This window comes from Phocaeicola plebeius (assembly GCF_003437535.1).
GTDB classification, from domain to species: domain Bacteria; phylum Bacteroidota; class Bacteroidia; order Bacteroidales; family Bacteroidaceae; genus Phocaeicola; species Phocaeicola plebeius_A.
In genome coordinates, this window is the sequence record NZ_QSQT01000048.1 from 1 (window position 1) to 21,349 (window position 21,349).

General features: G+C 42.8%; 16 protein-coding genes. 7 read left to right on the top strand and 9 right to left on the bottom strand.

The genetic code is table 11. The features are described 5' to 3' along the window. Positions 1–59: 59 nt before the first annotated feature. The 3 genes from DXD04_RS15725 to DXD04_RS15735 all read left to right on the top strand — a co-directional run bounded on the left by DXD04_RS15725 (position 60) and on the right by DXD04_RS15735 (position 5,787). Entirely contained in the window at positions 60–2,894 is a 2,835-nt protein-coding gene (locus tag DXD04_RS15725; protein WP_117674103.1) for a chondroitinase family polysaccharide lyase, read from the top strand. A gap of 92 nt (positions 2,895–2,986) precedes the next feature. Next, positions 2,987–4,219, top strand: coding sequence for a glycoside hydrolase family 88 protein (locus DXD04_RS15730; RefSeq protein WP_022053306.1), 1,233 nt, complete (start codon positions 2,987–2,989; stop codon positions 4,217–4,219). Positions 4,220–4,239: 20 nt separating this feature from the next. Further along, the gene (locus DXD04_RS15735; RefSeq protein ID WP_178269961.1) at positions 4,240–5,787 is read left to right on the top strand and encodes a sulfatase family protein; all 1,548 of its coding nucleotides are present in this window, start codon (positions 4,240–4,242) and stop codon (positions 5,785–5,787) included. A gap of 68 nt (positions 5,788–5,855) precedes the next feature. Here the strand turns inward: DXD04_RS15735 and DXD04_RS15740 are convergent, their stop codons facing one another. The 5 genes from DXD04_RS15740 to DXD04_RS15760 form a co-directional block, all read right to left on the bottom strand. Next, positions 5,856–6,191 (bottom strand): hypothetical protein, encoded by a 336-nt coding sequence (locus tag DXD04_RS15740; RefSeq protein ID WP_022053308.1) that lies wholly within the window; start codon positions 6,189–6,191, stop codon positions 5,856–5,858. Positions 6,192–6,208: 17 nt separating this feature from the next. Further along, positions 6,209–6,526: a thioredoxin gene (trxA, locus tag DXD04_RS15745; RefSeq protein ID WP_007560003.1), complete on the bottom strand. Its 318-nt coding sequence runs from the start codon at positions 6,524–6,526 to the stop codon at positions 6,209–6,211. Between the two features lie 38 nt (positions 6,527–6,564). Next, positions 6,565–10,362: a DNA polymerase III subunit alpha gene (dnaE, locus tag DXD04_RS15750; protein WP_117674094.1), complete on the bottom strand. Its 3,798-nt coding sequence runs from the start codon at positions 10,360–10,362 to the stop codon at positions 6,565–6,567. 148 nt (positions 10,363–10,510) lie between these two features. Beyond that, positions 10,511–11,008, bottom strand: coding sequence for a PH domain-containing protein (locus DXD04_RS15755; protein ID WP_259299577.1), 498 nt, complete (start codon positions 11,006–11,008; stop codon positions 10,511–10,513). Between the two features lie 124 nt (positions 11,009–11,132). Further along, complete coding sequence (locus tag DXD04_RS15760; RefSeq protein WP_117674096.1) at positions 11,133–11,711, bottom strand: hypothetical protein; 579 nt, start codon at positions 11,709–11,711, stop codon at positions 11,133–11,135. 262 nt (positions 11,712–11,973) lie between these two features. On the opposite strand from DXD04_RS15760, the gene DXD04_RS15765 reads away from it, so the two are divergent. The 3 genes from DXD04_RS15765 to tatC all read left to right on the top strand — a co-directional run bounded on the left by DXD04_RS15765 (position 11,974) and on the right by tatC (position 14,103). Further along, on the top strand, positions 11,974–12,645 hold the full coding sequence (locus tag DXD04_RS15765; RefSeq protein WP_178269962.1) for a DUF4627 domain-containing protein: 672 nt from the start codon (positions 11,974–11,976) through the stop codon (positions 12,643–12,645). Positions 12,646–13,057: 412 nt separating this feature from the next. Next, on the top strand, positions 13,058–13,282 hold the full coding sequence (locus DXD04_RS15770) for a Sec-independent protein translocase subunit TatA/TatB (RefSeq protein WP_022053312.1): 225 nt from the start codon (positions 13,058–13,060) through the stop codon (positions 13,280–13,282). Between the two features lie 5 nt (positions 13,283–13,287). Next, entirely contained in the window at positions 13,288–14,103 is an 816-nt protein-coding gene (gene tatC / locus DXD04_RS15775) for a twin-arginine translocase subunit TatC (RefSeq protein ID WP_117674098.1), read from the top strand. Positions 14,104–14,108: 5 nt separating this feature from the next. Here the strand turns inward: tatC and DXD04_RS15780 are convergent, their stop codons facing one another. The 4 genes from DXD04_RS15780 to DXD04_RS15795 form a co-directional block, all read right to left on the bottom strand. After that, a complete protein-coding gene (locus DXD04_RS15780) occupies positions 14,109–16,337 on the bottom strand; it encodes a GH92 family glycosyl hydrolase (protein ID WP_117674099.1) in 2,229 nt (742 codons plus the stop codon). A 69-nt stretch (positions 16,338–16,406) separates the two neighbouring features. Next, complete coding sequence (locus tag DXD04_RS15785; protein ID WP_007559989.1) at positions 16,407–17,378, bottom strand: glycoside hydrolase family 130 protein; 972 nt, start codon at positions 17,376–17,378, stop codon at positions 16,407–16,409. Positions 17,379–17,400: 22 nt separating this feature from the next. Further along, a complete protein-coding gene (locus DXD04_RS15790; RefSeq protein ID WP_259299578.1) occupies positions 17,401–18,747 on the bottom strand; it encodes an MFS transporter in 1,347 nt (448 codons plus the stop codon). A gap of 242 nt (positions 18,748–18,989) precedes the next feature. Further along, on the bottom strand, positions 18,990–20,567 hold the full coding sequence (locus DXD04_RS15795) for an MFS transporter (protein WP_117674101.1): 1,578 nt from the start codon (positions 20,565–20,567) through the stop codon (positions 18,990–18,992). Between the two features lie 161 nt (positions 20,568–20,728). On the opposite strand from DXD04_RS15795, the gene DXD04_RS15800 reads away from it, so the two are divergent. Continuing rightward, positions 20,729–21,280 carry a DUF3332 domain-containing protein gene (locus tag DXD04_RS15800; protein WP_117674102.1) on the top strand — a complete coding sequence of 184 codons (552 nt, stop codon included), beginning with the start codon at positions 20,729–20,731 and terminating at the stop codon, positions 21,278–21,280. Positions 21,281–21,349 lie beyond the last annotated feature (69 nt).

Below are 21,349 nucleotides of genomic sequence, written 5' to 3' on the forward strand. Positions count from 1 at the left end.
CGCTGTTTGACAACATTTTAATTGATATACATAAGTTTAAATCACTTCAATATAATGCTATGAAATATATTATTTCAATCTTGCTTATAGCTACATCACTAATTGGGAAGGCTGAAAAATACAGCTTTGAAAAAGGAATTCCTACACAATTTCAAGTATCAGAAAACTCCCAAATAGAACTCAGCCCGCTTTATTACAAGGATGGGACAAAAAGTTTACAGTGGGACTATCAGTCACATTCCTTCCTGACACTAGACGCCCCACTTACATTAACGCCAAAAACAGAAAAGAATTACGGTATCACATTATGGATTTATAATGAAAAGATACAAAACGACTCACTTGTCTTTGAATTCTTAAATGAGAAACAGCAAGTACAGTATAAGTTCAGTTTCCATCTGACAGCTATTGGGTGGAGAGCTTGCTGGATTGGATTTGAACAGATGAAAGGAAAAAAGGAAGACAAGAACCTAACAACTTGTCGAATCACAGCACCTGCACAGAAAGGCAGAATTTTTCTGGACAGACTTACGTTTCCTGTAAAAAAAATGAATGCCCGTACAACTCCTGATATGCAAATGCCAGAAAATAACTCGTTAGCAAACAGAGACCTATGGCACTGGTGCAGACTTTGGGAATGGGAACAATATGAACGTCCCACTACGAATAATATTTCGCTCACAAGCTCAGATAAGAAGGACTTACAAAAGATAGCACAAAGATTAACCGAATACTGCCAGGAAAATCTGTCAAAGAAATTCATCAAAAAGGCAAGCTCATTATATGAGGAATGTCACATCGAAAAATCAGGTAATGGCTACACTGGAAAACCGCTTGTTGCCCCTGATGAAAAAACATCACAAGATATTACGTGGCAATACATTGAAAACATGCTGAGCGGATTTGCAGCAGACTATCTGAAAAATGGGAACGACCAGGCAAAAGAGCTTTATTTCAACACATTCCGTTATGCAATCAACCAGGGATTTGCCTATGGTAGTGGAATGGGTACAAATCATCATTACGGTTATCAGACCCGACAGATTTATATCTCAGCCTGGCTGATGAGAAATGAGATCTATCAACAGCCTGACAAAAAAGAGATTTTAGACATGCTTACTTACTGGTCTGGTATTCAAGAAACAAGGAAACCTTACAAAGAAGGTAGAGATGAATTACTGGACACTTGGCATACATTACTCATTCCCAAAGTAGTAGCTGCTCTTCTTCCTGAGAAAGAAACAGAGCAAATGTGTCAGATGAAGCAGCTATCGGAATGGCTTTCTACCTCATTATGTTTCACTCCTGGAACATTAGGAGGAATAAAAGTTGACGGAACCGCATTCCATCATGGAGGATTCTATCCGGGATATACAACCGGAGCACTTGGAGCTGTAGGCAGTTATATTGGCTTTACCCTTGATACCCTTTACCAAATCAGCCCGACAGGACGAAAAGTATTCCGTACGGCATTGGAAGGCATGCGTAATTATTGCAACCTACAAGAGTGGAGTCCTGCACTGGGGGGACGCCATCCGTTCAGTGGAAGAATGGAGAAATCAGACATCGAAGCATTTGCCAAACTTGCATTGGCAGAAAAGCCTGAAGGAAAAGAATTTGACCCACAACTGGCTTCAGATTATCTTCGCCTGCAAACAACTTCTACTCCATCAGGAGAGTTCTTTCGTTCAAAAGGATGTCAACCAGCGTCGAATCCGGAAGGTTTCTTTGTTTTCAATTATGGTTCAGCCGGAATCTATCGTTACCAACAATACATGATTACCCTGAAAGGATATAACACCGATGTGTGGGGAGCCGAAATCTACCAGAAAGACAACCGCTACGGACGTTATCAAAGTTATGGAGCTGTACTGATTATGGGAAATGGACACCCTGTATCCAGAAAAGGAAGTGGCTTCAAGGAAGAAGGATGGGACTGGAATCGCATGCCTGGCACAACCACCATCCATCTTCCATTTGAATTGTTAGATAGCCCCCTCAAAGGTACTAACATGGCACGGTCTAAAGAGAATTTCTCAGGAAGTACATCCCTGGAAGGGAAATATGGCATTTTTGCTATGAAACTTATGGAACGTGAATTGAAAAACTTCACTCCTGATTTCGTAGCACGCAAGTCGGTAGCTTGCTTTGGCAACCGAATTATCTGTCTGGGAAGTGGTATCTCGAACAGTAACGTAAACTACCCCACAGAAACGACCTTGTTCCAATGTGCATTACCGGCAAAATACCAACCTGCAGTTTTAGAAGATTCTTGTACACTGAGAGATCCTTTCGGTAATTATTTTTACATACAAAAAGGAAAGCCTCACCAGACAGAAGGCTTGCAACATTCATTTCATAATAAAAGCCGGAAAGCAACTGAAGGGAAGTTCCTTACAGCTTGGATAGACCATGGAAAGGCTCCTCAAAATGCAGAATACGAATATTTAATTCTGCTCCGCCCTACAGAAAAAGAAAGAAAGGAAGCCAGACAAAGCTATATCATCAAGCAACAGGATTGTCAGGCCCACATTGTATTTGACAAACTCACACAAGTGACAGCCTGCAGCTTTTTCGAGTCATACCAAAATGCAAAGGCAGACCTGATACAACAAGCAGATGCTGAAACACTTGTCATGTACAAGAAAAATGAATCAGACATCCAGCTCAGCATTTGCTCTCCCAATCTGAATATTGAGGAAAAAACTTACACGACCTCTCAGCCAAGCCGACCGGTCGTAAAGCAAATTACGATAAAAGGAAAATGGAACTCCACAGGAAATCCCCAAGTCAAACTTCAAACAGATAAAGAAGGTAATACATTAATTCAAGCAACCTGCCAACATGGGCAACCGCAAGAAATCACCTTAAAGCCTGTTTCACAAACAGAATAAGACGCTTTTTGGACAATTTTACCCTATAAAAATCAAGTAATAAGCCTAATTTTGAAAACAAATTCAAAACAATCTTTTTAATACAACCTTTTATGAAGATCAAACAGCACTTAGGATTCATCAGCATGCTGGCCATCGCTTTTACTGCCTGCCAGCAAAAACCAGCGGAGACTGACAACTTCCTGGAAAATGAAATCAAAAACATCGAAGCTCAACACACTTTGCAGACTGACCTGATTGAAAAAAGTGGTAAAATCTTGAACCCTCGTACCATCGACGAAAAGGGAAATATAGTATATGTACCTATCGATGACTGGACCAGTGGTTTCTTCCCTGGAACAATGTGGCTGGATTATGACCTGACTAAAGATGAAAAATGGAAAAAACTGGCTGAAAAATATACAGAAGACCTGGACTCTGTGAAATACCTGAAATGGCATCACGATGTAGGCTTCATGATTGGATGCAGCTACCTGACCGGATACCGTTTGTGCAAGAAACCTGAATACAAAGATGTCATTGTGACCGCTGCACAATCTCTTTCTACCCGCTTCCGTCCAGTAGCCGGAGTTATCCAGTCTTGGGATGCAGACAGAGGATGGCAAGGTGAACGCGGATGGGAATGTCCGGTTATCATCGATAACATGATGAACCTGGAACTCCTGTTCGAAGCAACTCGTCTTTCTGGTGATTCTACCTTCTATAACATTGCAGTATCGCATGCAAATACAACCATGAAGAATCACTTCCGTGCAGACAACAGCTGCTACCATGTAATTGACTATTCTCTGAAAGATGGAAGCGTAAGAAACCGTCACACTGCACAAGGCTATGCACATGAATCAGCATGGGCTCGCGGACAAGCATGGGCCGTATATGGATTTACTACCTGCTACCGTTATACTCATGACAAGCGTTATTTGGATCAGGCAGAAAAAACACTGAACTTCTATCTGAATGACAAAAACTTGCCGAAAGATTTGATTCCTTACTGGGACTTTGATGCTCCGGAAATCCCGAACGAACCAAGAGACGTTTCTACTGCAGCATGTATTGCTTCTGCATTGTATGAAATGGATGGCTATTGTCCAGGAAAGAATTATAAGGAACTTGCGGATAAGATTTTGAAGAACTTATCAGGTCCTGACTACAAAGCAAAAGTAGGAGAAAACGGAAACTTTATCCTGATGCACTCAGTAGGAAGTATCCCTCACGGAGCTGAAATCGATGTACCTCTGAACTATGCAGACTACTATTACGAAGAAGCATTGATTCGTAAGAGAAACATTGAAAACAATCAGCCATTCTCTTTCGTAAACGAATAAAACAATAAACAACAATAGCCATGAAACACCTTTCCTACTCACTAATAGGGGGAATCGGATTGCTTTCATTGCAAAGTTGTGCCAGCAAACAGCAAGTTGCTGAACAAGAGTACCCCAATGTCATTTACGTATTTCCAGACCAATATCGTAACATGGCAATGGGGTTCTGGCATGAAAATGGATTTAAAGAACACATTAACTTTGCAGCCGATCCGGTACACACCCCTCACATTGACAAATTTGCAAAGGAATCACTGGTACTGTCTTCAGCCATGAGCAACTGCCCGCTGAGCAGTCCGCACCGTGGCTCTCTGCTCACTGGTATGTACCCGAACAAAAGTGGAATTCCTTTGAACTGTAATTCGACACGCTCCATCAGCTCACTTCGCACAGATGTGGAATGTGTGAGCGACGTATTCAGCAAAAACGGTTATGACTGTGCCTATTTTGGTAAACTGCATGCGGATTTCCCAACTCCCAATGATCCGGAAAATCCTGGAGAGTATGTAGAAACCAAACGCCCGGTATGGGATGCCTATACACCGAAAGAGCGTCGTCATGGATTTAACTACTGGTACTCTTACGGTACATTCGATGAACATAAGAATCCTCATTATTGGGATACAGACGGAAAACGTCATGACCCGAAAGAATGGTCTCCGCTTCACGAAGCCAAACAAGTCATTTCCTACCTGCGTAATGACAAGAACCAACGTGACCCGAAAAAACCGTTCTTTATCATGGTCGGCATGAATCCCCCTCATAGTCCATACCGCTCTTTGGACGACTGCATGGAAGAAGATTTCAATCTGTATAAAGACCAGCCAATTGACAGCCTGCTGATTCGTCCCAATGCAGACAGACAGCGGGAAAAAGCTGAATCGGCCCGTTATTATTTTGCATCTGTCAGTGGAGTAGACCGTGCTTTCGGACAAATTCTGGATTGCTTGAAGGAGCTGAAACTCGATAAAAATACAATCGTAGTATTTACCTCCGACCATGGAGAAACCATGTGCAGTCAGTTTACGGATGACCCCAAAAATTCACCGTATGCTGAATCCATGAACGTGCCATTCCTTGTCCGTTATCCACAGCACATACGTCCCCGTGTTGACAACTTGTTGTTGTCTTCACCAGACATTATGCCTACCCTGCTGGGACTTTGCAACTTGGACAAGGATATTCCAGCAAACGTACAGGGAAGTAATTACGCACCGATTTTCTATGAAGATTCCGTGCAGACCGTCGTTCGCCCTACGGGTGCTTTATACATCCAAAATATGGATGGAGATAAAGATAAAGACGGAAATGTCATTTCTTATTTCCCCCGTTCCAGAGGTATCAAGACGCAGCAGTACACATTGGCATTATACATCGACAGAGAAAACAAACTGACAAAAACTCTTTTGTTTGATGATGTCAAAGATCCTTATCAGCTGCAAAATCTTTCACCGGAAGAGCATCCGGAAATTGTGAAAGAACTTTACCAGGAACTGGCAAAACAATTAAAGGAAATTGATGATCCCTGGTATCAGCAAAAGATACTTTCGGATATTCTTTCTTATTAAATTACCTCATAAAAAAATCCGGAACTGAAAAACAGCTCCGGATTTTTTTATGATAATATGGTACTTTGTTACTCTACTTGTCCCAACTGATTGCCATATTCCATTTCACCCTGTACGACAAAGAAAATTGCATCCGGGTCAAACGGGCCCATTCCATCCTTGGCAGACTCTTTAACGATGTAGTTCACAATCTCATCCTGATCGATGTTGATATACCCTTCATCGTCCGGTTGTGCATCCAGACAACCACTCGTGGTATAATAATCCACAATCAAATCTAAGATGTAATACAAATCATCGTCCGAGAAAGCCTCTTTCATGTCCTGAGGCAAATAGTTCTTTATGAACTCGATGGTTTTTTCATCGTCCTCATCTTCCAACAAGAAATCGTCTTCCATTCCCATAACTTATCTGTTTTTAGTTATTTCAACAAAGCTTCTACCTTTGCCTGCAAAGCAGATTTAGTGGTAGCTCCTACTTGTTTGTCCACAACTTCTCCGTTCTTGATAAACAATACGGTAGGAATGTTGCGCACACCAAACTGTGCAGGAAGGTCTGCATTTTCGTCTACATCGCATTTACCGATATTTACCTTATCCTTATACTCTTCTGCCAGTTCTTCGATATATGGAGCAATTTGCTTGCAAGGACCACACCATGTAGCCCAAAAATCCAACACCACTGGTTTACCTTCAGCTACAATAGCCTCAAAGTTGTCATCTTTAATATTCAATGCCATAATTATCTATGTTTTTAAGTTCTCTACGCAAATATATACTAATTTATTTTATAGTCCAACAATGGCTGGTTTTTTAAATAGTTGACCAGCTCTTTCTGTACAGAAATTTTCATCGTGCGTGACATCAGATTTACATACATCTGCCCGTCTTCATCCCGAACCAGGAAATGAAGTTCGGCATTACCCGGACTGTCTTTCACCAAAGAAGAAAATTCCATGATCAACTGGTCATCTATGGCTGAAAGCGGAGCTGTTACCGTCAGTTTTTCCACCACTCTCTCCTTCACTTCAGGAAGCAGTTCGATACTGTTGATTTTCACCTCCCACTCCTCCTGTTTCCACTGCTTGGGCTGGCACTTTCCTTTCATGAAAAGGAACATACCTTCCATGAAAAAGTTCTTCTTTTCCACCCATTCGTTACCGAAGAAAGCAAATTCTGCCGTTCCTGAGTAATCTTCCACTTTTGCAATGCCGTAGGGCTTTCCCGTCTTGGTATATCCTTCACGTACTCCAGTCACGATTCCTCCCAGCACCAGGTCATGGTTCTGCAGCGGGGTCAAGTCGGTCAGTTCGGCCATGTGTACGTTGCACACATTTTCCAGAATCACGGCAAACTCATCCAGCGGGTGAGCCGACAAATAAATTCCTACCAAATCACGTTCTTTGTTCAAACGCTCCAAATCGCTCCACGACGGGGCCGGCACAATCTCCGGAGTAGCCACCTCTACCGCATGTTCTCCTCCGAATAAAGAATTGGCAGCCGCAGCCTTATCCAACTGGTATTTGTTACCATAACGCACCAGTATATCTGAAAAGGATTCATCCTTCGCATTTTTCACAAAGAAATCCTCACGCTTGATACCAGAGAAACTATCAAACCCACCGGCCAATGCCAGGTTTTCAATATTCTTACGGTTACAAGCCGACAGATTTACACGCTGCACAAAGTCAAAGATATTTTTAAACTCACCATTCTTCCGTCTTTCTTCCAAAATACTCTGCACAGCCGACTCTCCTACTCCCTTAATGGCTCCCAATCCGAAACGGATATCACCGTGATAATTGACTGAGAATTTCAGGTTACTTTCGTTCACATCCGGTCCCAGCACCTTTACACCCATCGACTTGCATTCATCCATGAGCTTCGTGATTTCAGTGATGTTCGAAATATTCCGACTCATCGTAGCGGCCATGTACTCTGACGGATAGTTGGCCTTCAGGTATGCTGTCTGATAAGCTACCCACGAGTAACAAGTAGCATGCGATTTGTTAAACGCATACGATGCAAACTTTTCCCAGTCGGCCCAGATTTTCTCCAGCACCTTAGGGTCATGTCCGTTCTTCTTTCCACCTTCAATGAACTTCGGCTTCATGTGATCCAGCTTGTCACGCAACTTCTTACCCATGGCCTTACGCAAGGCATCCGATTCACCACGCGTAAAGTCGGCCAGCAAGCGCGACAGCAACATCACCTGCTCCTGATACACTGTAATACCATACGTATCCTTCAGGTATTTCTCCATAATCGGGATATCGTACTCAATCGGCTTCCGGCCGTGTTTACGGTCGATGAAGTCCGGAATGTAGTCCATCGGTCCCGGACGGTAAAGGGCGTTCATGGCAATCAAATCCTCAAACGTACTGGGCTGAAGCTCACGCAGGTACTTCTGCATACCCGCCGATTCAAACTGGAACGTTCCGATGGTTCGTCCTTCACTGTACAAGCGGTAAGTAGCAGGGTCATCAATCGGTACTTCATCGATATTCAGTACGATTCCCTTACTCTGACGAATGTTCTCAATGGCCTCCTTAATGATGGACAAGGTCTTCAAGCCCAGGAAGTCCATCTTAATCAACCCTGTATCTTCAATCACCGAACCTTCGTACTGGGTAACCAGCATTTTTTCTCCGGTTTCCTTGTCATCTGCCGTACTCACCGGTACCCAGTCGGTAATATCATCACGACAGATAATCGTACCGCAGGCATGTACACCCGTGTTTCGCACGTTACCTTCCAGCATCTTGGCATATTTGATGGTATCGCGCAACACCGGATTCGGAGATACTTCCGCTTCCTGCAGTTCCGGCACGTAAGCAATGGCATTCGGTAGATTCAGTTTCTTATCGGGCAGTTTATCCGGAATCAACTTACACAGACGGTCTGACTCCGACAACGGGAGTTTCTGCACACGGGCCACATCCTTGATAGCCAACTTAGTAGCCATCGTACCATACGTAATGATGTGCGCTACCTTTTCCTGTCCATACTTCTCCGTTACCCAGTTCAGCACGCGGCCACGTCCGTCATCATCAAAGTCCACATCAATATCAGGCAAAGAGATACGGTCCGGATTCAAGAAACGCTCAAACAGCAAATCGTATTGAATCGGGTCAATCTGCGTAATACCCAAGCAGTAAGCTACCGCCGAACCTGCCGCCGAACCACGTCCCGGACCGACTGACACATCCAACTGATGACGTGCCGCATTGATAAAGTCCTGCACAATCAAGAAGTATCCCGGGAAACCCATGGTCTTCATGATATGCAACTCAAACTTGATACGCTCCTGCACCTCCTCCGACAGGTTCTCGCCATAACGTCGTTTGGCTCCGTCGTAGGCCAGTTTCGCCAGATAATCGGCTTCCAGTTTGATACGATACAATTTCTCATATCCGCCCAGACGCTCAATCTTCGCCTTCGCCGCAGCCTCATCCATTACCACGTTGCCGTTCTCATCGCGGGTAAATTCATCAAAGAGGTCTTTTTCCGTAAGTTTCTTACGATATTCCTCCTCCGTACCGAAATCTTCCGGAATGGCAAACGTCGGCATGATAGGCGCATGGTCAATTGAATAAAATTCCACCTTGTCACAGATTTCAACCGTATTGCTCAAGGCTTCCGGCACATCAGCAAAGACTTCGTTCATTTCTTCCCGCGTCTTCATCCATTCCTGCTTGGTATAAAGCATACGGTTGGGGTCGTCCAGGTCTTTTCCTGTACTCAGGCAGATAAGCCGGTCGTGGGCTTCGGCATTTTCCTCGTCCACAAAGTGCACATCGTTCGTACATACCAGCTTGATATTGTATTTTTTGGCATATTCAATCAGTTTTTCATTCACCACCTGCTGCATGGGATACACCTCATGATTGGCACGTGCCACCGTCGCCTTGTGACGCTGCAGTTCCAGGTAGTAGTCATCTCCGAAAAGATTCTTGTACCAGCGGATGGCCTCTTCTGCCTCTTCAAACTGTCCGGCCGTGATACGTCGGGGCACTTCCCCTCCCAAACAAGCCGAACATACAATCAGTCCTTCGTGATACTTCTCCAACTCCGCACGGTCTGTACGCGGACGCATGTAGAATCCCTTGGTCCATGCCTTCGACACTAATTTAATCAGGTTATGATAACCCTTCAGATTCTTGGCCAGCACCACCAAGTGATACCCGCTCTGGTCAGGCTTACCTTCCTTATCTTCCAGACGGCGGCGAGCTACATACATTTCACAACCGAAAATCGGCTTGAACAGCTTCTTTTTCGCAGCCTCCAACTGTTCCTTGCAAGCTGCAATCTCAGCTTCGGGGTTTTCCGACTCTTCCTTACCACTTTCGAGGGCGGCAATTCTCTTCTTCAAATCCTTAATCTCCCCATTCGTACCCCCGTTCTTCTTGTTGACATAGTTGAAGAACTCCTTGATACCGAACATATCTCCGTGGTCGGTCACTGCGATTCCTCGCATGCCGTTGGCCATGGCCTTGTCTACCAACCGGGGAATAGAAGCCTGTCCGTCAAGAATAGAATACTGCGTATGAACGTGCAAATGAACAAAATCCTGCATGAGTATCAATGTTAAATGAAAAACGAGTCAAAGATACCCATCTTTTAGGGAAGAGACAAGACAGCCCGAAACTTTTAAAGAAAAATTTCGTTGGCTTTACTGCTTAAAATACAGTTTCCCCAATAACCAATAAATAGAAATCCAAAGATTACTTAGAAAGTTTATTCGATAATTCTTTTATGAATATATCTCTATTTTCACAACTTAAAAGATAGTTCTTATTCTGCGTCAAAACAAAAACCTGCTGCTGAGGATTCTTTACATAAGAATAATATTTACCATAAGGAGTACTCCCCATAATCCCTATATATCCTAAAAATCCGTTACTTCCAAAATAACGCACATCTTCTTGAACTCCATTATAGGCAAAAACTTCTTTAATTACCGAATAAGGAATAGATTTTTTACCTAATACCCTCTTTATTGTTATGCCTTCATTATCTAACTCTATAGCCGATGGAATAATCATCAATAAATATATATAGATAATCATCAACAAAATACCCAATAAAAGACTTGCTATTTGTTCTATAGAGTATGGTAATACAAATGACCTTACAATAAACATTACACCAGCCATTAATAGAATTATTTTCAAGGCTAATGCATAGCGCTTCATTATAGGTTGGAAATCGGATTTATACATACACATTATAATTTATAATCTTACGTTTACTAAATGATTTATCTTCTATTACAAAGTTATATATTTTCTATAATTTTCTCTATCCTTTACAGGAGAATTCAAAAAAATAAATTCCTTACCTACACTATTCTTTCTCCTCCCACACTTGCCAGTCATCTATCTGATCAATAAGTCGTGAAACAGCACGTGTGCAACTCACAGGATAAGACAAAGACTGCACAAACCAGAGCTTTTGCCGTTGCACATATTTGGCATAAAAACGATAGCCCTCTACCGGCCGATGGTTGATATAAAGAGGTCCGGAAAGAAGGAAATAATCACTTCCACACCGCCGTTCAGTGGCATGCTGTTCCATGGCAAAATATTCCATTCCCTGCTGCACGGTAAATCCTTCAAGATTAGTTACGATAAAAGCCGTCTGAGCAATCTTCAGCATATTCCCAAAATAGAACTGACAACATCCCGTTTCATGAATGAGTGAATCCGGAACCTGTTCGAAGAACGCAGGATAATGTATCTGGTAACCATAAAAAGGATCACAATGCACATTCATTTTCGTACGATACATCATTTGCTCCAACTTATCGGGGAAAGACCTATCCTCTTTCTTTTTATAAGAAATAAAGAATGATACAAATCCTATTATAAAAGAAGACAGAATAATGAACCGACGCATACTAACATAATACCTTTTCTTTTCCATATCCAACTATATTTTCTAAAAACAAAACTATGTACTCCCTTCATAAGAGCAATAAAATCTTACTGACATCTTGCTGACATTTACCCGATATACCTCTGTTCACACCATTACACATAGCTTATACTCCTACCCAAAGAGTTTTCATCTTCAGCCATAACCTTAATTTTAAAACTATAAACAATCAAAAAATAGATTCATAGTCAACCGATTTTTCGTATATTTGTAGAAATAAGCTATCAAAACTAACCTAATGTTGAAGTATATGAGAAAAGTATTTATTGTAGCCGCAATGGCTTTCCTGGCAATGGGAGCTCAGGCACAGAATTTAGTAAAGAACGGTAACTTTGACACTCCGTTGAATAACGAAAAGACTTATGCATCCATTCCTTCTACAGAAGACTGGTTTGCATTTGACAAGACAAACGGTGCTACCACTATCAGCCCTGCAACAGATGACGAAAAGCATGGCAATGCCGTCCAGATTGAAACAACGACTGACAACTCATGGTACAAAGCTTATCTAGGCCAGCGTATCCAAGGAGCAGAAAAAGCCGTATATACATTGTCTTTCGACATGAAAGCCCTAACAGACGGAGCACAGGTTCGTTTCTTTATCCGTGATGCAAAAAACGATAACCTTTTCATCATGCGTGAAGGATTTGACCTCAGTGACGAATCAACCAAAAACCAGTCTGCTGCAGCTTATAGCCGTGTCATCAAAAAAGCAGGAAGATGGTCTAAAGTTTCTGCAAGTTTTGATTTTTCAAAAACGGTCAATGCTTTTGCCAGCATCAAAGGCGTAGAATCAAAGGGTGGCACAGTTACCGAAGCTCCTGTATCTGACGCTACCTTGGGCGATTTTGTCATCGTCATCCAGCTCCAGACAAAAGACTCCAAAGCATTGATTGACAATGTTTCATTGACTAAGAAATAAATTCATTCTTATTCATAAAAAGATAAACCGCAAGAGGACTTATGATTTCTTTTGCGGTTTTCTTTTTCCTTATACAAACTCTTGCAAATCCCTCTTTATCTATCTGTTAGCTTCCCATCACTATTTATGTTTCCCCATCTGAAACCTATGTTTCCCCAATAGAAAACATACGTTTCTGCTCCCTGAAACATAGGTTTCGCATAAGGAAAACATAAAAGAGTACGAGCCCTTTATAAAAAGATACCACAAGAGACGTAAATCAGTGATTCACACTATAAAAATGAATAAAACCTATCACTTTTATTGAAATGTCCAAAAGACAAAAGCACACACACTTGCTCAGGTAAAAAACAATCCATATTTTTGCGGAAGAATAAATGACAAATTCACTCACTATTTACACAAAAAGTACATGAATACTACACTGCTGTTTATGGGTATCGGTACCCAGGAATTTTTATTTCTTGCTTTAATCATCCTGCTGCTGTTCGGCGGAAAGAAGATTCCCGAACTGATGAAAGGTATTGGCAAAGGTGTAAGAAGTTTCAAGGAAGGCATGAACGAAGTGGAAGATAACCTGAAAGAAACAGACCAAAAGAAGGAAGAAACCACTTCGAACGAGAAAAAAGAAAAATAACTGCCGTGAAGCCAACGCAACCAACGGAACTGACTTTCTGGGACCACCTGGACGAGCTGCGTAAAACGATTATCCACATCGCTTGTGCGGTAATTGTGCTTATGCTGCTGGCCTTCTGTTTTAAGGAAGAACTTTTCGGCCTCATCCTTGCTCCCAAAGAGGGCGACTTCTGTACCTACCGTTTCTTTGCGTGGTTAGGAAGGATACTGCATATAGCCGGACTGGAAGCGGAAGCTTTGCCGGTAAAACTTATCAACACGCAACTTTCAGGACAGTTTCTCACCCACATGAGTGTTTCGTTCTATGCGGGTATTCTGCTGGCTTCTCCTTACATACTCTATCAGCTTTTTCATTTTATTTCGCCGGCACTCTACCAGAATGAAAAGAAATATTCCCGCTGGCTGATATTCTGGGGTTATCTGCTCTTCCTGACGGGAGTACTATTCAGCTATTTCCTGATATTCCCTTTCACATTCCGCTTCCTTTCGACCTATCAAGTGAGTCAGGAAGTGGAAAATACCATTCTGCTCAGTTCTTATATTGATACGCTGAACATGCTGAGCCTGATGATGGGTATCACGTTTGAGACTCCGATTCTTACCTGGCTGCTGGCCAAACTGGGCATCTTGTCTGCCGATTTCATAGCACAATACAGAAAACACGCCTGGGTTGTCGCAATGATTATCGCTGCCATCATCACTCCTACCTCAGACGTGTTTACTATGCTGATTGTAACCTTCCCCATCGTGCTTTTATACGAAGTCAGCATCTTTCTGGTGCGCCACACCGTAAAGAAAAGACGAACTAAAGGGGAAAACTAATCTGCTTATTTATAGAACGTCAATGTGCCGCCTTTTACCAGGTCATTGTGATTAATCCGGTAACCTGTTTTCTTGCCGCCAAGTTCTATCTTCTGAATATACCCTTCCGGTGAACCATTCTCCTTCTTTTCAATGATCAGCTTATCTTTTCCATAAAATTCCGGATTCAAACGGATGGTAATACGGTCGAAAGTCGGGTCAGTCAACGTATATTCGGGAACACCCGGACAATCAGGGTAGAAGCCCATCATACTGAATACAGCCCAGGCTGACATGGTACCAGCATCGTCATTTCCCGGAATACCGTCAGGTTTGGGAGTGAAGTACTTAGCCAGCAGTTCACGAACGGTTTTCTGTGTACGCCATTCCTCACCCTTGAAGTAACTGAACAGATAAGGATAAGCAATATCCGGTTCATTGGCCGGGTCATAATAACCTTTGTCGAATACCATCTGCAGTTTGTCGATAAACTTCTTCTGTCCTCCCATCAGGCGAGCCAGTCCCTTTACATCATGCGGCACGTAGAAGGTATAGTTCCAGGAATTACCTTCGTGGAATCCCGGACTCGGTTCAAAGTTCTGTCCCTGAAGCGGATCGAACGGAGAATAGAATTTTCCGTCCGGCAAAATAGGACGAAGTGTGCCGAATTCCTTGCAATAATAATGCTTGTATCCCATAGACCGCTTGTAGAACAAATCGGCATCCTCTTTCTTTCCCATGCTCTTTGCCAGCGTATACAAAGCATAATCGGCAATGTAATATTCCAAAGCATGCGATACGGAGTTATCGAACTGTTCCATCAAAGGTACATAGCCTTTGCTCATGTAATCATCGTTGTCCGGACGCATCAGGTTTTCCTTTCCAGGAAGAGTAGCCGACTTGCGCATAGCCTCATAGGCAGTTTCCATATCAAAGTCACGCAGACCCTTCATCCAGGTATCCACAATCACCGGCAAACTGGGGTCACCTTCCATCGTGAGGGTTTCACGTCCGTACAACTCCCATTTAGGTAACCACCCATGCTCTTTGTACATATCGACCATGGTACGTACCATGTCAATCTGACGTTCGGGATACACCAGAGTCATCAACTGATGCAGGTTGCGATAGGTATCCCACAAAGAATATACGGTGTAACGATTGTTTTTAGTCGTCTTCGTTTCTCCGGTTTCCATGGCTGGGTATTCCCCATTTACATCCTGGAGGATATTCGGGTGAATCAGCGTGTGATACAAGGCAGTATAGAACACCGTTTTCTGTTCCTTTGTACCTCCTTCTACGATGATACGGCTCAAATCGTCGTTCCACTGTTTCCGTGCGCTGGCATAGATTTCATCGAATCCAGCTCCATGCTGCTCAGCTTCCAAATTCTGACGGGCATTTTCCATACTTACAAACGATACACCTACGGCCACTTCTATCTGTTCATTTTCTTCTGTATCGAAAGTGAACCATGCACCGATGTCGTCGCCAGCCAAATCCCGGTCATACTGCGTGTACAACTTGTATTTGCCATTGTCTTTGTCCCATTCGGCTTCCACCCCCGTCATCTTGCGCTGGAATTTCCAATACCCCGTCTGCTTAGGAGCCTTGTTGATACGCATGACAAAATAAATAGGGAACACAGCCTGAGGATTATAGCAGAATGTTCCCAAGAACTTCATACCCTCAATTTCACGGTTATTTATCCGGCGCAGATAAGCTCCCGATTCATTGGTCAGTCCTTCTCCCAAGTTCATCAGGATATGGCTCTTCCCCTTTGGAAAAGTAAAGCGGGTAAGCCCTGTTCTCAATGTAGAAGTAGCCTCTACCTTAATATTATATTTGGTCAGTTGCAAGCTGTAATATCCCGGTGAAGCCGTTTCCTTTTCATACTTGCTTCCGTAATGATGATAGTCGACATTCAATTCGCCGGTTGTGGGCATCAGCAACAGAGAACCCATTTCAGGACAACCCACCCCACTCAGGTTGACATGAGAGAGGCCGGTAAAATAGCTGTTCGTGTATTCATAAGGAGTAGACCACCAGCGAGCGTCTTTATCATAGGTATTTTCATCCGACCCCATCACATTAAAAGGAACGACCGACATTAAACCATTCGGACAGACAGCTCCCGGATTACAAGTACCATAATTGGTTGTTCCAATAAACGGGTCTACATAGTCCACCGGGTCCTGCGCATTGGCACAATTCCAGATGAACAAAAAGCTCAGAGATGCAATTAGTTTTTTCATAGGCCTAAAATAAAAAAGGCTACTCCCATAGCGTCTGGCTACAGGAACAGCCTTATTAAATATTTACATTTACAAAATAGAAGTACGCTTTACAAAATCAATGATTTCGGAAATATAACCGAAAGCCATTCCTACCACGGTATCAGCAGCCCCGTAGTACACAGCCACTCTTTCTCCATCCTGAAGAGCAGCACACGGGAACACTACATTAGGCACATCTCCCTGCAGTTCATAAGGTGCAGCAGGTGCCAACAGGTAGTCACGGGTACGATAAAGCACCTTTTCCGGATGGTCCTTATCCAGAATAGCTGCTCCCATAGAGTAACGGAAACCGTTGCAAGTGGTAATAACCCCGTGATAGAACATCAGCCAGCCTTCTTCTGTCAGGAAAGGCACAGATCCGGCTCCAATTTTCGTACACTGCCAGGCACTTTCCGGGAAAGGAGTCACTTTCATTACACAACGGTGCTCACCCCAATACTTCATATCGGGACTGTAGCTGATATAAATATCTCCGAAAGGTGTATGACCATTGTCGCTCGGACGGCTCAGCATGGCATACTTACCGTTAATTTTCTGCGGGAACAATACGCCGTTACGGTTAAATGGAAGGAAGGCATTCTCACACTGATAGAATTCCTTGAAATCGAATGTATAACCGATACCGATGGTAGGTCCGTGATAACCGTTGCACCATGTAATCCAGTAACGGTCTTCAATCCAAGTGACACGAGGATCATATTTATATTCAGAATCTATCATCTCCGTATTGCCGGGCTTAAAGACAATCGGCTCATGATTGATTTCCCAGTTGATACCGTCCTTGCTGAAACCTGCAAAGATATTCATCTGTACAGCTCGGTTGTCGCAACGGAACACCCCAGCAAATCCATCTTTGAAGGGAACTACCGCACTATTGAAAATACTATTCGATGAAGGTATCTGGTAGCGTCCGATGACGGGATTCTTCGAATAGCGCCACATTACTTCTTTACAGTCTGCCGGGCGTTCTTCCCAGGGCATTACAAATTTTTCATTCATATCCAGTTAGTTTAATTGATAATTATACATATTCTTTTTCGCCTTCCAGCAAATTTCCCCCATTGTCATATTTAAACGGAAGGAAATAAGTAATCAGGAAGGCTGGAATTGTAGCAATCAGCACAAAGATAAAGAAAGGCTCGTAACCTCCCGGCTTATCAAACCATGTGCCAAGACTTTCGCACACCCAGCCGCTTAACATTCCCGGAATCATCACTCCAAAATTCATGATTCCTGAAGCAAATGCATAATGAGCCATCTGATGCTTGCCAGGAGCCACCTGCTGCATCATAAACAGAGAAAGTCCGACAAAGCCGAAACCATATCCGAAATACTCAAAAACGATACCACTGCATATTATCCAACCACTTTCCGGCTGGAAGTAAGCAAACAAGGCATACACCATAAAAGGAAGGTTGAAAATACAGCACAACGAGAAAATCGTTTTTTTCAATCCCCTACGGGCAATATAATATCCTGCCAGCAAAGAACCCAACACAAAGGCCGCAGCTCCGTACGTACCATAATAAAGTCCGATTTCCTTTTCATTGAGCCCCAATCCGCCCATCTCCCGGTCTGCTTTCAGGAACAGCGGCACAATCTTCATCACAAATCCTTCTGCAAAACGGTAAAGGATGATGAAGCAGATATAATAAGTGATGTGTGTCTTGCGGAAAAAGTCCATCAACACCTGCCCCAGTTCCTTCATCACTTCCTTGTTACTCCGTAATGTTTTTCTGGAAGAAGCCGACTGGGTAGAGGGCAGAGCAAACAAATGATAGATTCCCAAAAGAATCATGGTTACGGAAAGAATCAGCAAGATAATCATCCAGGCTCTTTTGTTGGCTGTCAGCAATCCGGCATCTGCATTCAGTTCGATAAAATACCCAGCCAGGTACACCAAACCACCTGTTGCCAAAATCTTTGCTATGTTATAAAAAGCTCCCTGCCAACCAATAAACCTTGCCTGGTCTTCATTGGACAACTCACTCATATATACTCCGTCGCAGGCGATGTCGTGAGTAGCTCCGCTAAAAGCAACAATGGCCAGCAACGCAATGGAGATACTGAAAAAATGGGACAGGTTCAACGCAAAAGCTACCAACCCGAAAGTAATTCCCGTAATCAACTGAGTTACAATCACAAAAAATTTCTTTGTCCGGAAAAGTTCCAGAAAAGGACTCCACAATGGTTTCAATGTCCAGGGCAAAAGAATCAAAGACGTCCAGAAGGTGATTAGCTTATCATCCACCTCAAGCCCTTTAAACATTAACACGGTAACCATATTGAGTACGACAAAAGGAAGTCCCATAGCAAAATATGCAGTAGGAACCCATGATATAGGTGATTTTTTCTTCGTATTATTCATAGCCAAATTTTTGTTACACATTTCTCATGTAGAAATCTATTCGGCAATCTGCCCCCATGACAGGCCATTTGCTTTTCCATAAACAGACTCTCACATAAAACAGTTCAAAGATACGGGAAAAAATCCACAAGACAAAGGATATATCACCATTACCCCTTCTTACGAGGTATTAATAAAAACAAAAGGAGCTGAAGATGCACCTGACACATCTTCAACTCCTTCCTATAAGGATAATTTGAATGTTATTTCTTCATATTGGCTTCTTCCAGTCCATAATGTTTTTTGCTGTCTTCTACACGAAGCAATGTAGAAATAAGAATGGCACACAGACCAAATACTGCAAAAATAACCATCGGAGCCGTATAGTCATAGCCTACAATTACACCAGCTTCGTTGCGTAAAGTAGCAAAATGTTCAATCACCCATCCAATCAGCCAGGGCACCATTGTCAATCCGATATTCTGGATATAGAAAATGGTGGCATAAGCAGAACCCAACTGCTTCATCGGGATAATTTTAGGAACTGAAGGCCACATGGCACTGGGTACCAAAGAAAACGCAATTCCCAATACAATCATGACAATAACAGCAAACCACCAATAGTTCATTACCGGAAGGGCAAACAGCACGTGAACGACTGTCAACATGACTGAACCGATAATCATCAAGGTAGCTCCGCGACCGATACGGTCGTATAAAGAACCGAATACGGGTGTCAACAAAATGGTTCCAAACGGCAATAAGGCAGGAATCAATCCGGCAAAAGATTCCGGTACATCGTACTTATAAATCATCAGTTTTGTCGCAAACTTCAGAAAGGGGAACACACCGGCATAGAACATCAGGCACAACAAGTTAATCAGCCAGAAGCCCTTGCTACAGAATATCAGTTTCAAATCGGACAGCTTGAAGCCTTCTTCTTCGGTCTCTCCATTTTCCATGCGAACAGCTGCGGCAGAAGCATCTTCCTTGCGGTCCATCACACAGTAAATCATGTATGAAGCAAATCCCACGCATAATAAAATGGCTCCGAACAACACCGGATAAGAAACATCCCCCATCCAACGGGCTACCGGCAAGCTTACGGCCAAAGCCACGGCTGTACCAATACGAGCCATTGCCACCTGAAGACCCATGGCAAGCGCCAGTTCCTTTCCAGCAAACCATTTTACAATGACTTTAGACGCAGTAATACCTGTGATTTCAGCTCCCATTCCGAAAATTGCAAATCCTAAAGAAGCCAATGCCACCTGCATGTCCATTCCAAAGAGCTGTGCATCTCCAAAATCAGAAGAAAGGGCATACCATTTAATCAAAGCTCCCATAAACATCAATCCAGAAGACATCATTCCGGTAAAACGGATTCCCATTTTATCCAGAATCACTCCACCGAAGAACAGCATCAGCAAGAATACATTAATCAAGCCATAAGCTCCTGAAAAGAAGCCATATTCTGTACTTGACCAGCCTTCTCCTCTGGCGACAGAACTAATTGTCTTTTCCGTCTGTGTCTGTGCGCCATTCTGCATTTCATAATACTGTACTTTACTTCCTTCCTCAAGTTGCTCTACGGTCAACAACGAATTTGAAAGCATTTCTTCCGAAGAAAAGTAATTCACTTTGGCCACCAGACTGTCTGCCGGCATGGAGGTATCATCTGTAAAATATACCACCTGACCCTTTGTTGTCAACAAGTTTTCCAACGGTGACATCACATCCGTCAGAAAATAACCACACATCATGGTAAACGAAACGATAAACAAGGCTGTCCAGCGTGCCGTCTTCGAATCGCTCAATCTCTTCTGAATTGTTTCTTTCATTCTATTTTTATTTAATCATTAATTTCTCTCAAAAAACAGCGCAAAGATACTATTTTTTTACCTTTTTCTTTCATAATCCAAAATAACTTCTAACTTTGTAACAAATTGTAATAGCAAAACGACAATACATATAAAATATTAACCCCTAATTGAAATTGCGTATGAAAAAACTAAAACTCTCAGCTGCCTGTCTGATTCTAAGTGGCAGCATTATATGCTCCTCATGTATCGGTTCATTTGGTCTATGGAGTAGTCTGAAGGACTGGAACAACAACATTGGTAATAAATTCGTGAATGAAATTGTCTTTCTTGCATTCCATATCGTACCTGTATATGAAGTAGCTTACTTGGCAGACGTCATTGTACTGAACTCTATCGAATTCTGGTCTGGTTCAAATCCTTTGGCTGATGTAGGTAGCGTAAAAACCGTAAAGGGTGAAAGCGGAGAATATCTTGTACAGACCAACGAAGATGGCTACACTATCACAAAGAAGGGTGAAGAAGACAAGCCACTTACCTTGATTTATGACAAAGAAAAGAATACATGGAATGCTTCTGCCGAAGGTCAGACATTTGAACTGATTACAATGAATGAAGACGGAACTATCACTTTCAAACAGCAGGACGGCACGCCGGTGACTGTATCTCCCGATTTGCAAGGTATGATTTCTGCACGTCAGGCTAATAGCCAGTCAATGTTTGCTTCTCGATAAGCAGCATCCTAAAACCATAAAGAGGCTGTCTCAAAATGAAGTGACCCCAAAAAGTTGGACAAGTTAAAC

Coding starts and splice junctions, on each gene's coding strand:
- DXD04_RS15740 (WP_022053308.1), bottom strand. CDS start 6,191: ATGGGAATGGAAGACGATTTCTTGTTGGAAGATGAGGACGATGAAAAA.
- DXD04_RS15795 (WP_117674101.1), bottom strand. CDS start 20,567: ATGAAAGAAACAATTCAGAAGAGATTGAGCGATTCGAAGACGGCACGC.
- trxA (WP_007560003.1), bottom strand. CDS start 6,526: ATGGCATTGAATATTAAAGATGACAACTTTGAGGCTATTGTAGCTGAA.
- DXD04_RS15755 (WP_259299577.1), bottom strand. CDS start 11,008: ATGTATAAATCCGATTTCCAACCTATAATGAAGCGCTATGCATTAGCC.
- DXD04_RS15735 (WP_178269961.1), top strand. CDS start 4,240: ATGAAACACCTTTCCTACTCACTAATAGGGGGAATCGGATTGCTTTCA.
- DXD04_RS15765 (WP_178269962.1), top strand. CDS start 11,974: ATGAGAAAAGTATTTATTGTAGCCGCAATGGCTTTCCTGGCAATGGGA.
- DXD04_RS15725 (WP_117674103.1), top strand. CDS start 60: ATGAAATATATTATTTCAATCTTGCTTATAGCTACATCACTAATTGGG.
- DXD04_RS15770 (WP_022053312.1), top strand. CDS start 13,058: ATGAATACTACACTGCTGTTTATGGGTATCGGTACCCAGGAATTTTTA.
- DXD04_RS15790 (WP_259299578.1), bottom strand. CDS start 18,747: ATGAATAATACGAAGAAAAAATCACCTATATCATGGGTTCCTACTGCA.
- DXD04_RS15760 (WP_117674096.1), bottom strand. CDS start 11,711: ATGGAAAAGAAAAGGTATTATGTTAGTATGCGTCGGTTCATTATTCTG.
- DXD04_RS15785 (WP_007559989.1), bottom strand. CDS start 17,378: ATGAATGAAAAATTTGTAATGCCCTGGGAAGAACGCCCGGCAGACTGT.
- DXD04_RS15800 (WP_117674102.1), top strand. CDS start 20,729: ATGAAAAAACTAAAACTCTCAGCTGCCTGTCTGATTCTAAGTGGCAGC.
- dnaE (WP_117674094.1), bottom strand. CDS start 10,362: ATGCAGGATTTTGTTCATTTGCACGTTCATACGCAGTATTCTATTCTT.
- DXD04_RS15730 (WP_022053306.1), top strand. CDS start 2,987: ATGAAGATCAAACAGCACTTAGGATTCATCAGCATGCTGGCCATCGCT.
- DXD04_RS15780 (WP_117674099.1), bottom strand. CDS start 16,337: ATGAAAAAACTAATTGCATCTCTGAGCTTTTTGTTCATCTGGAATTGT.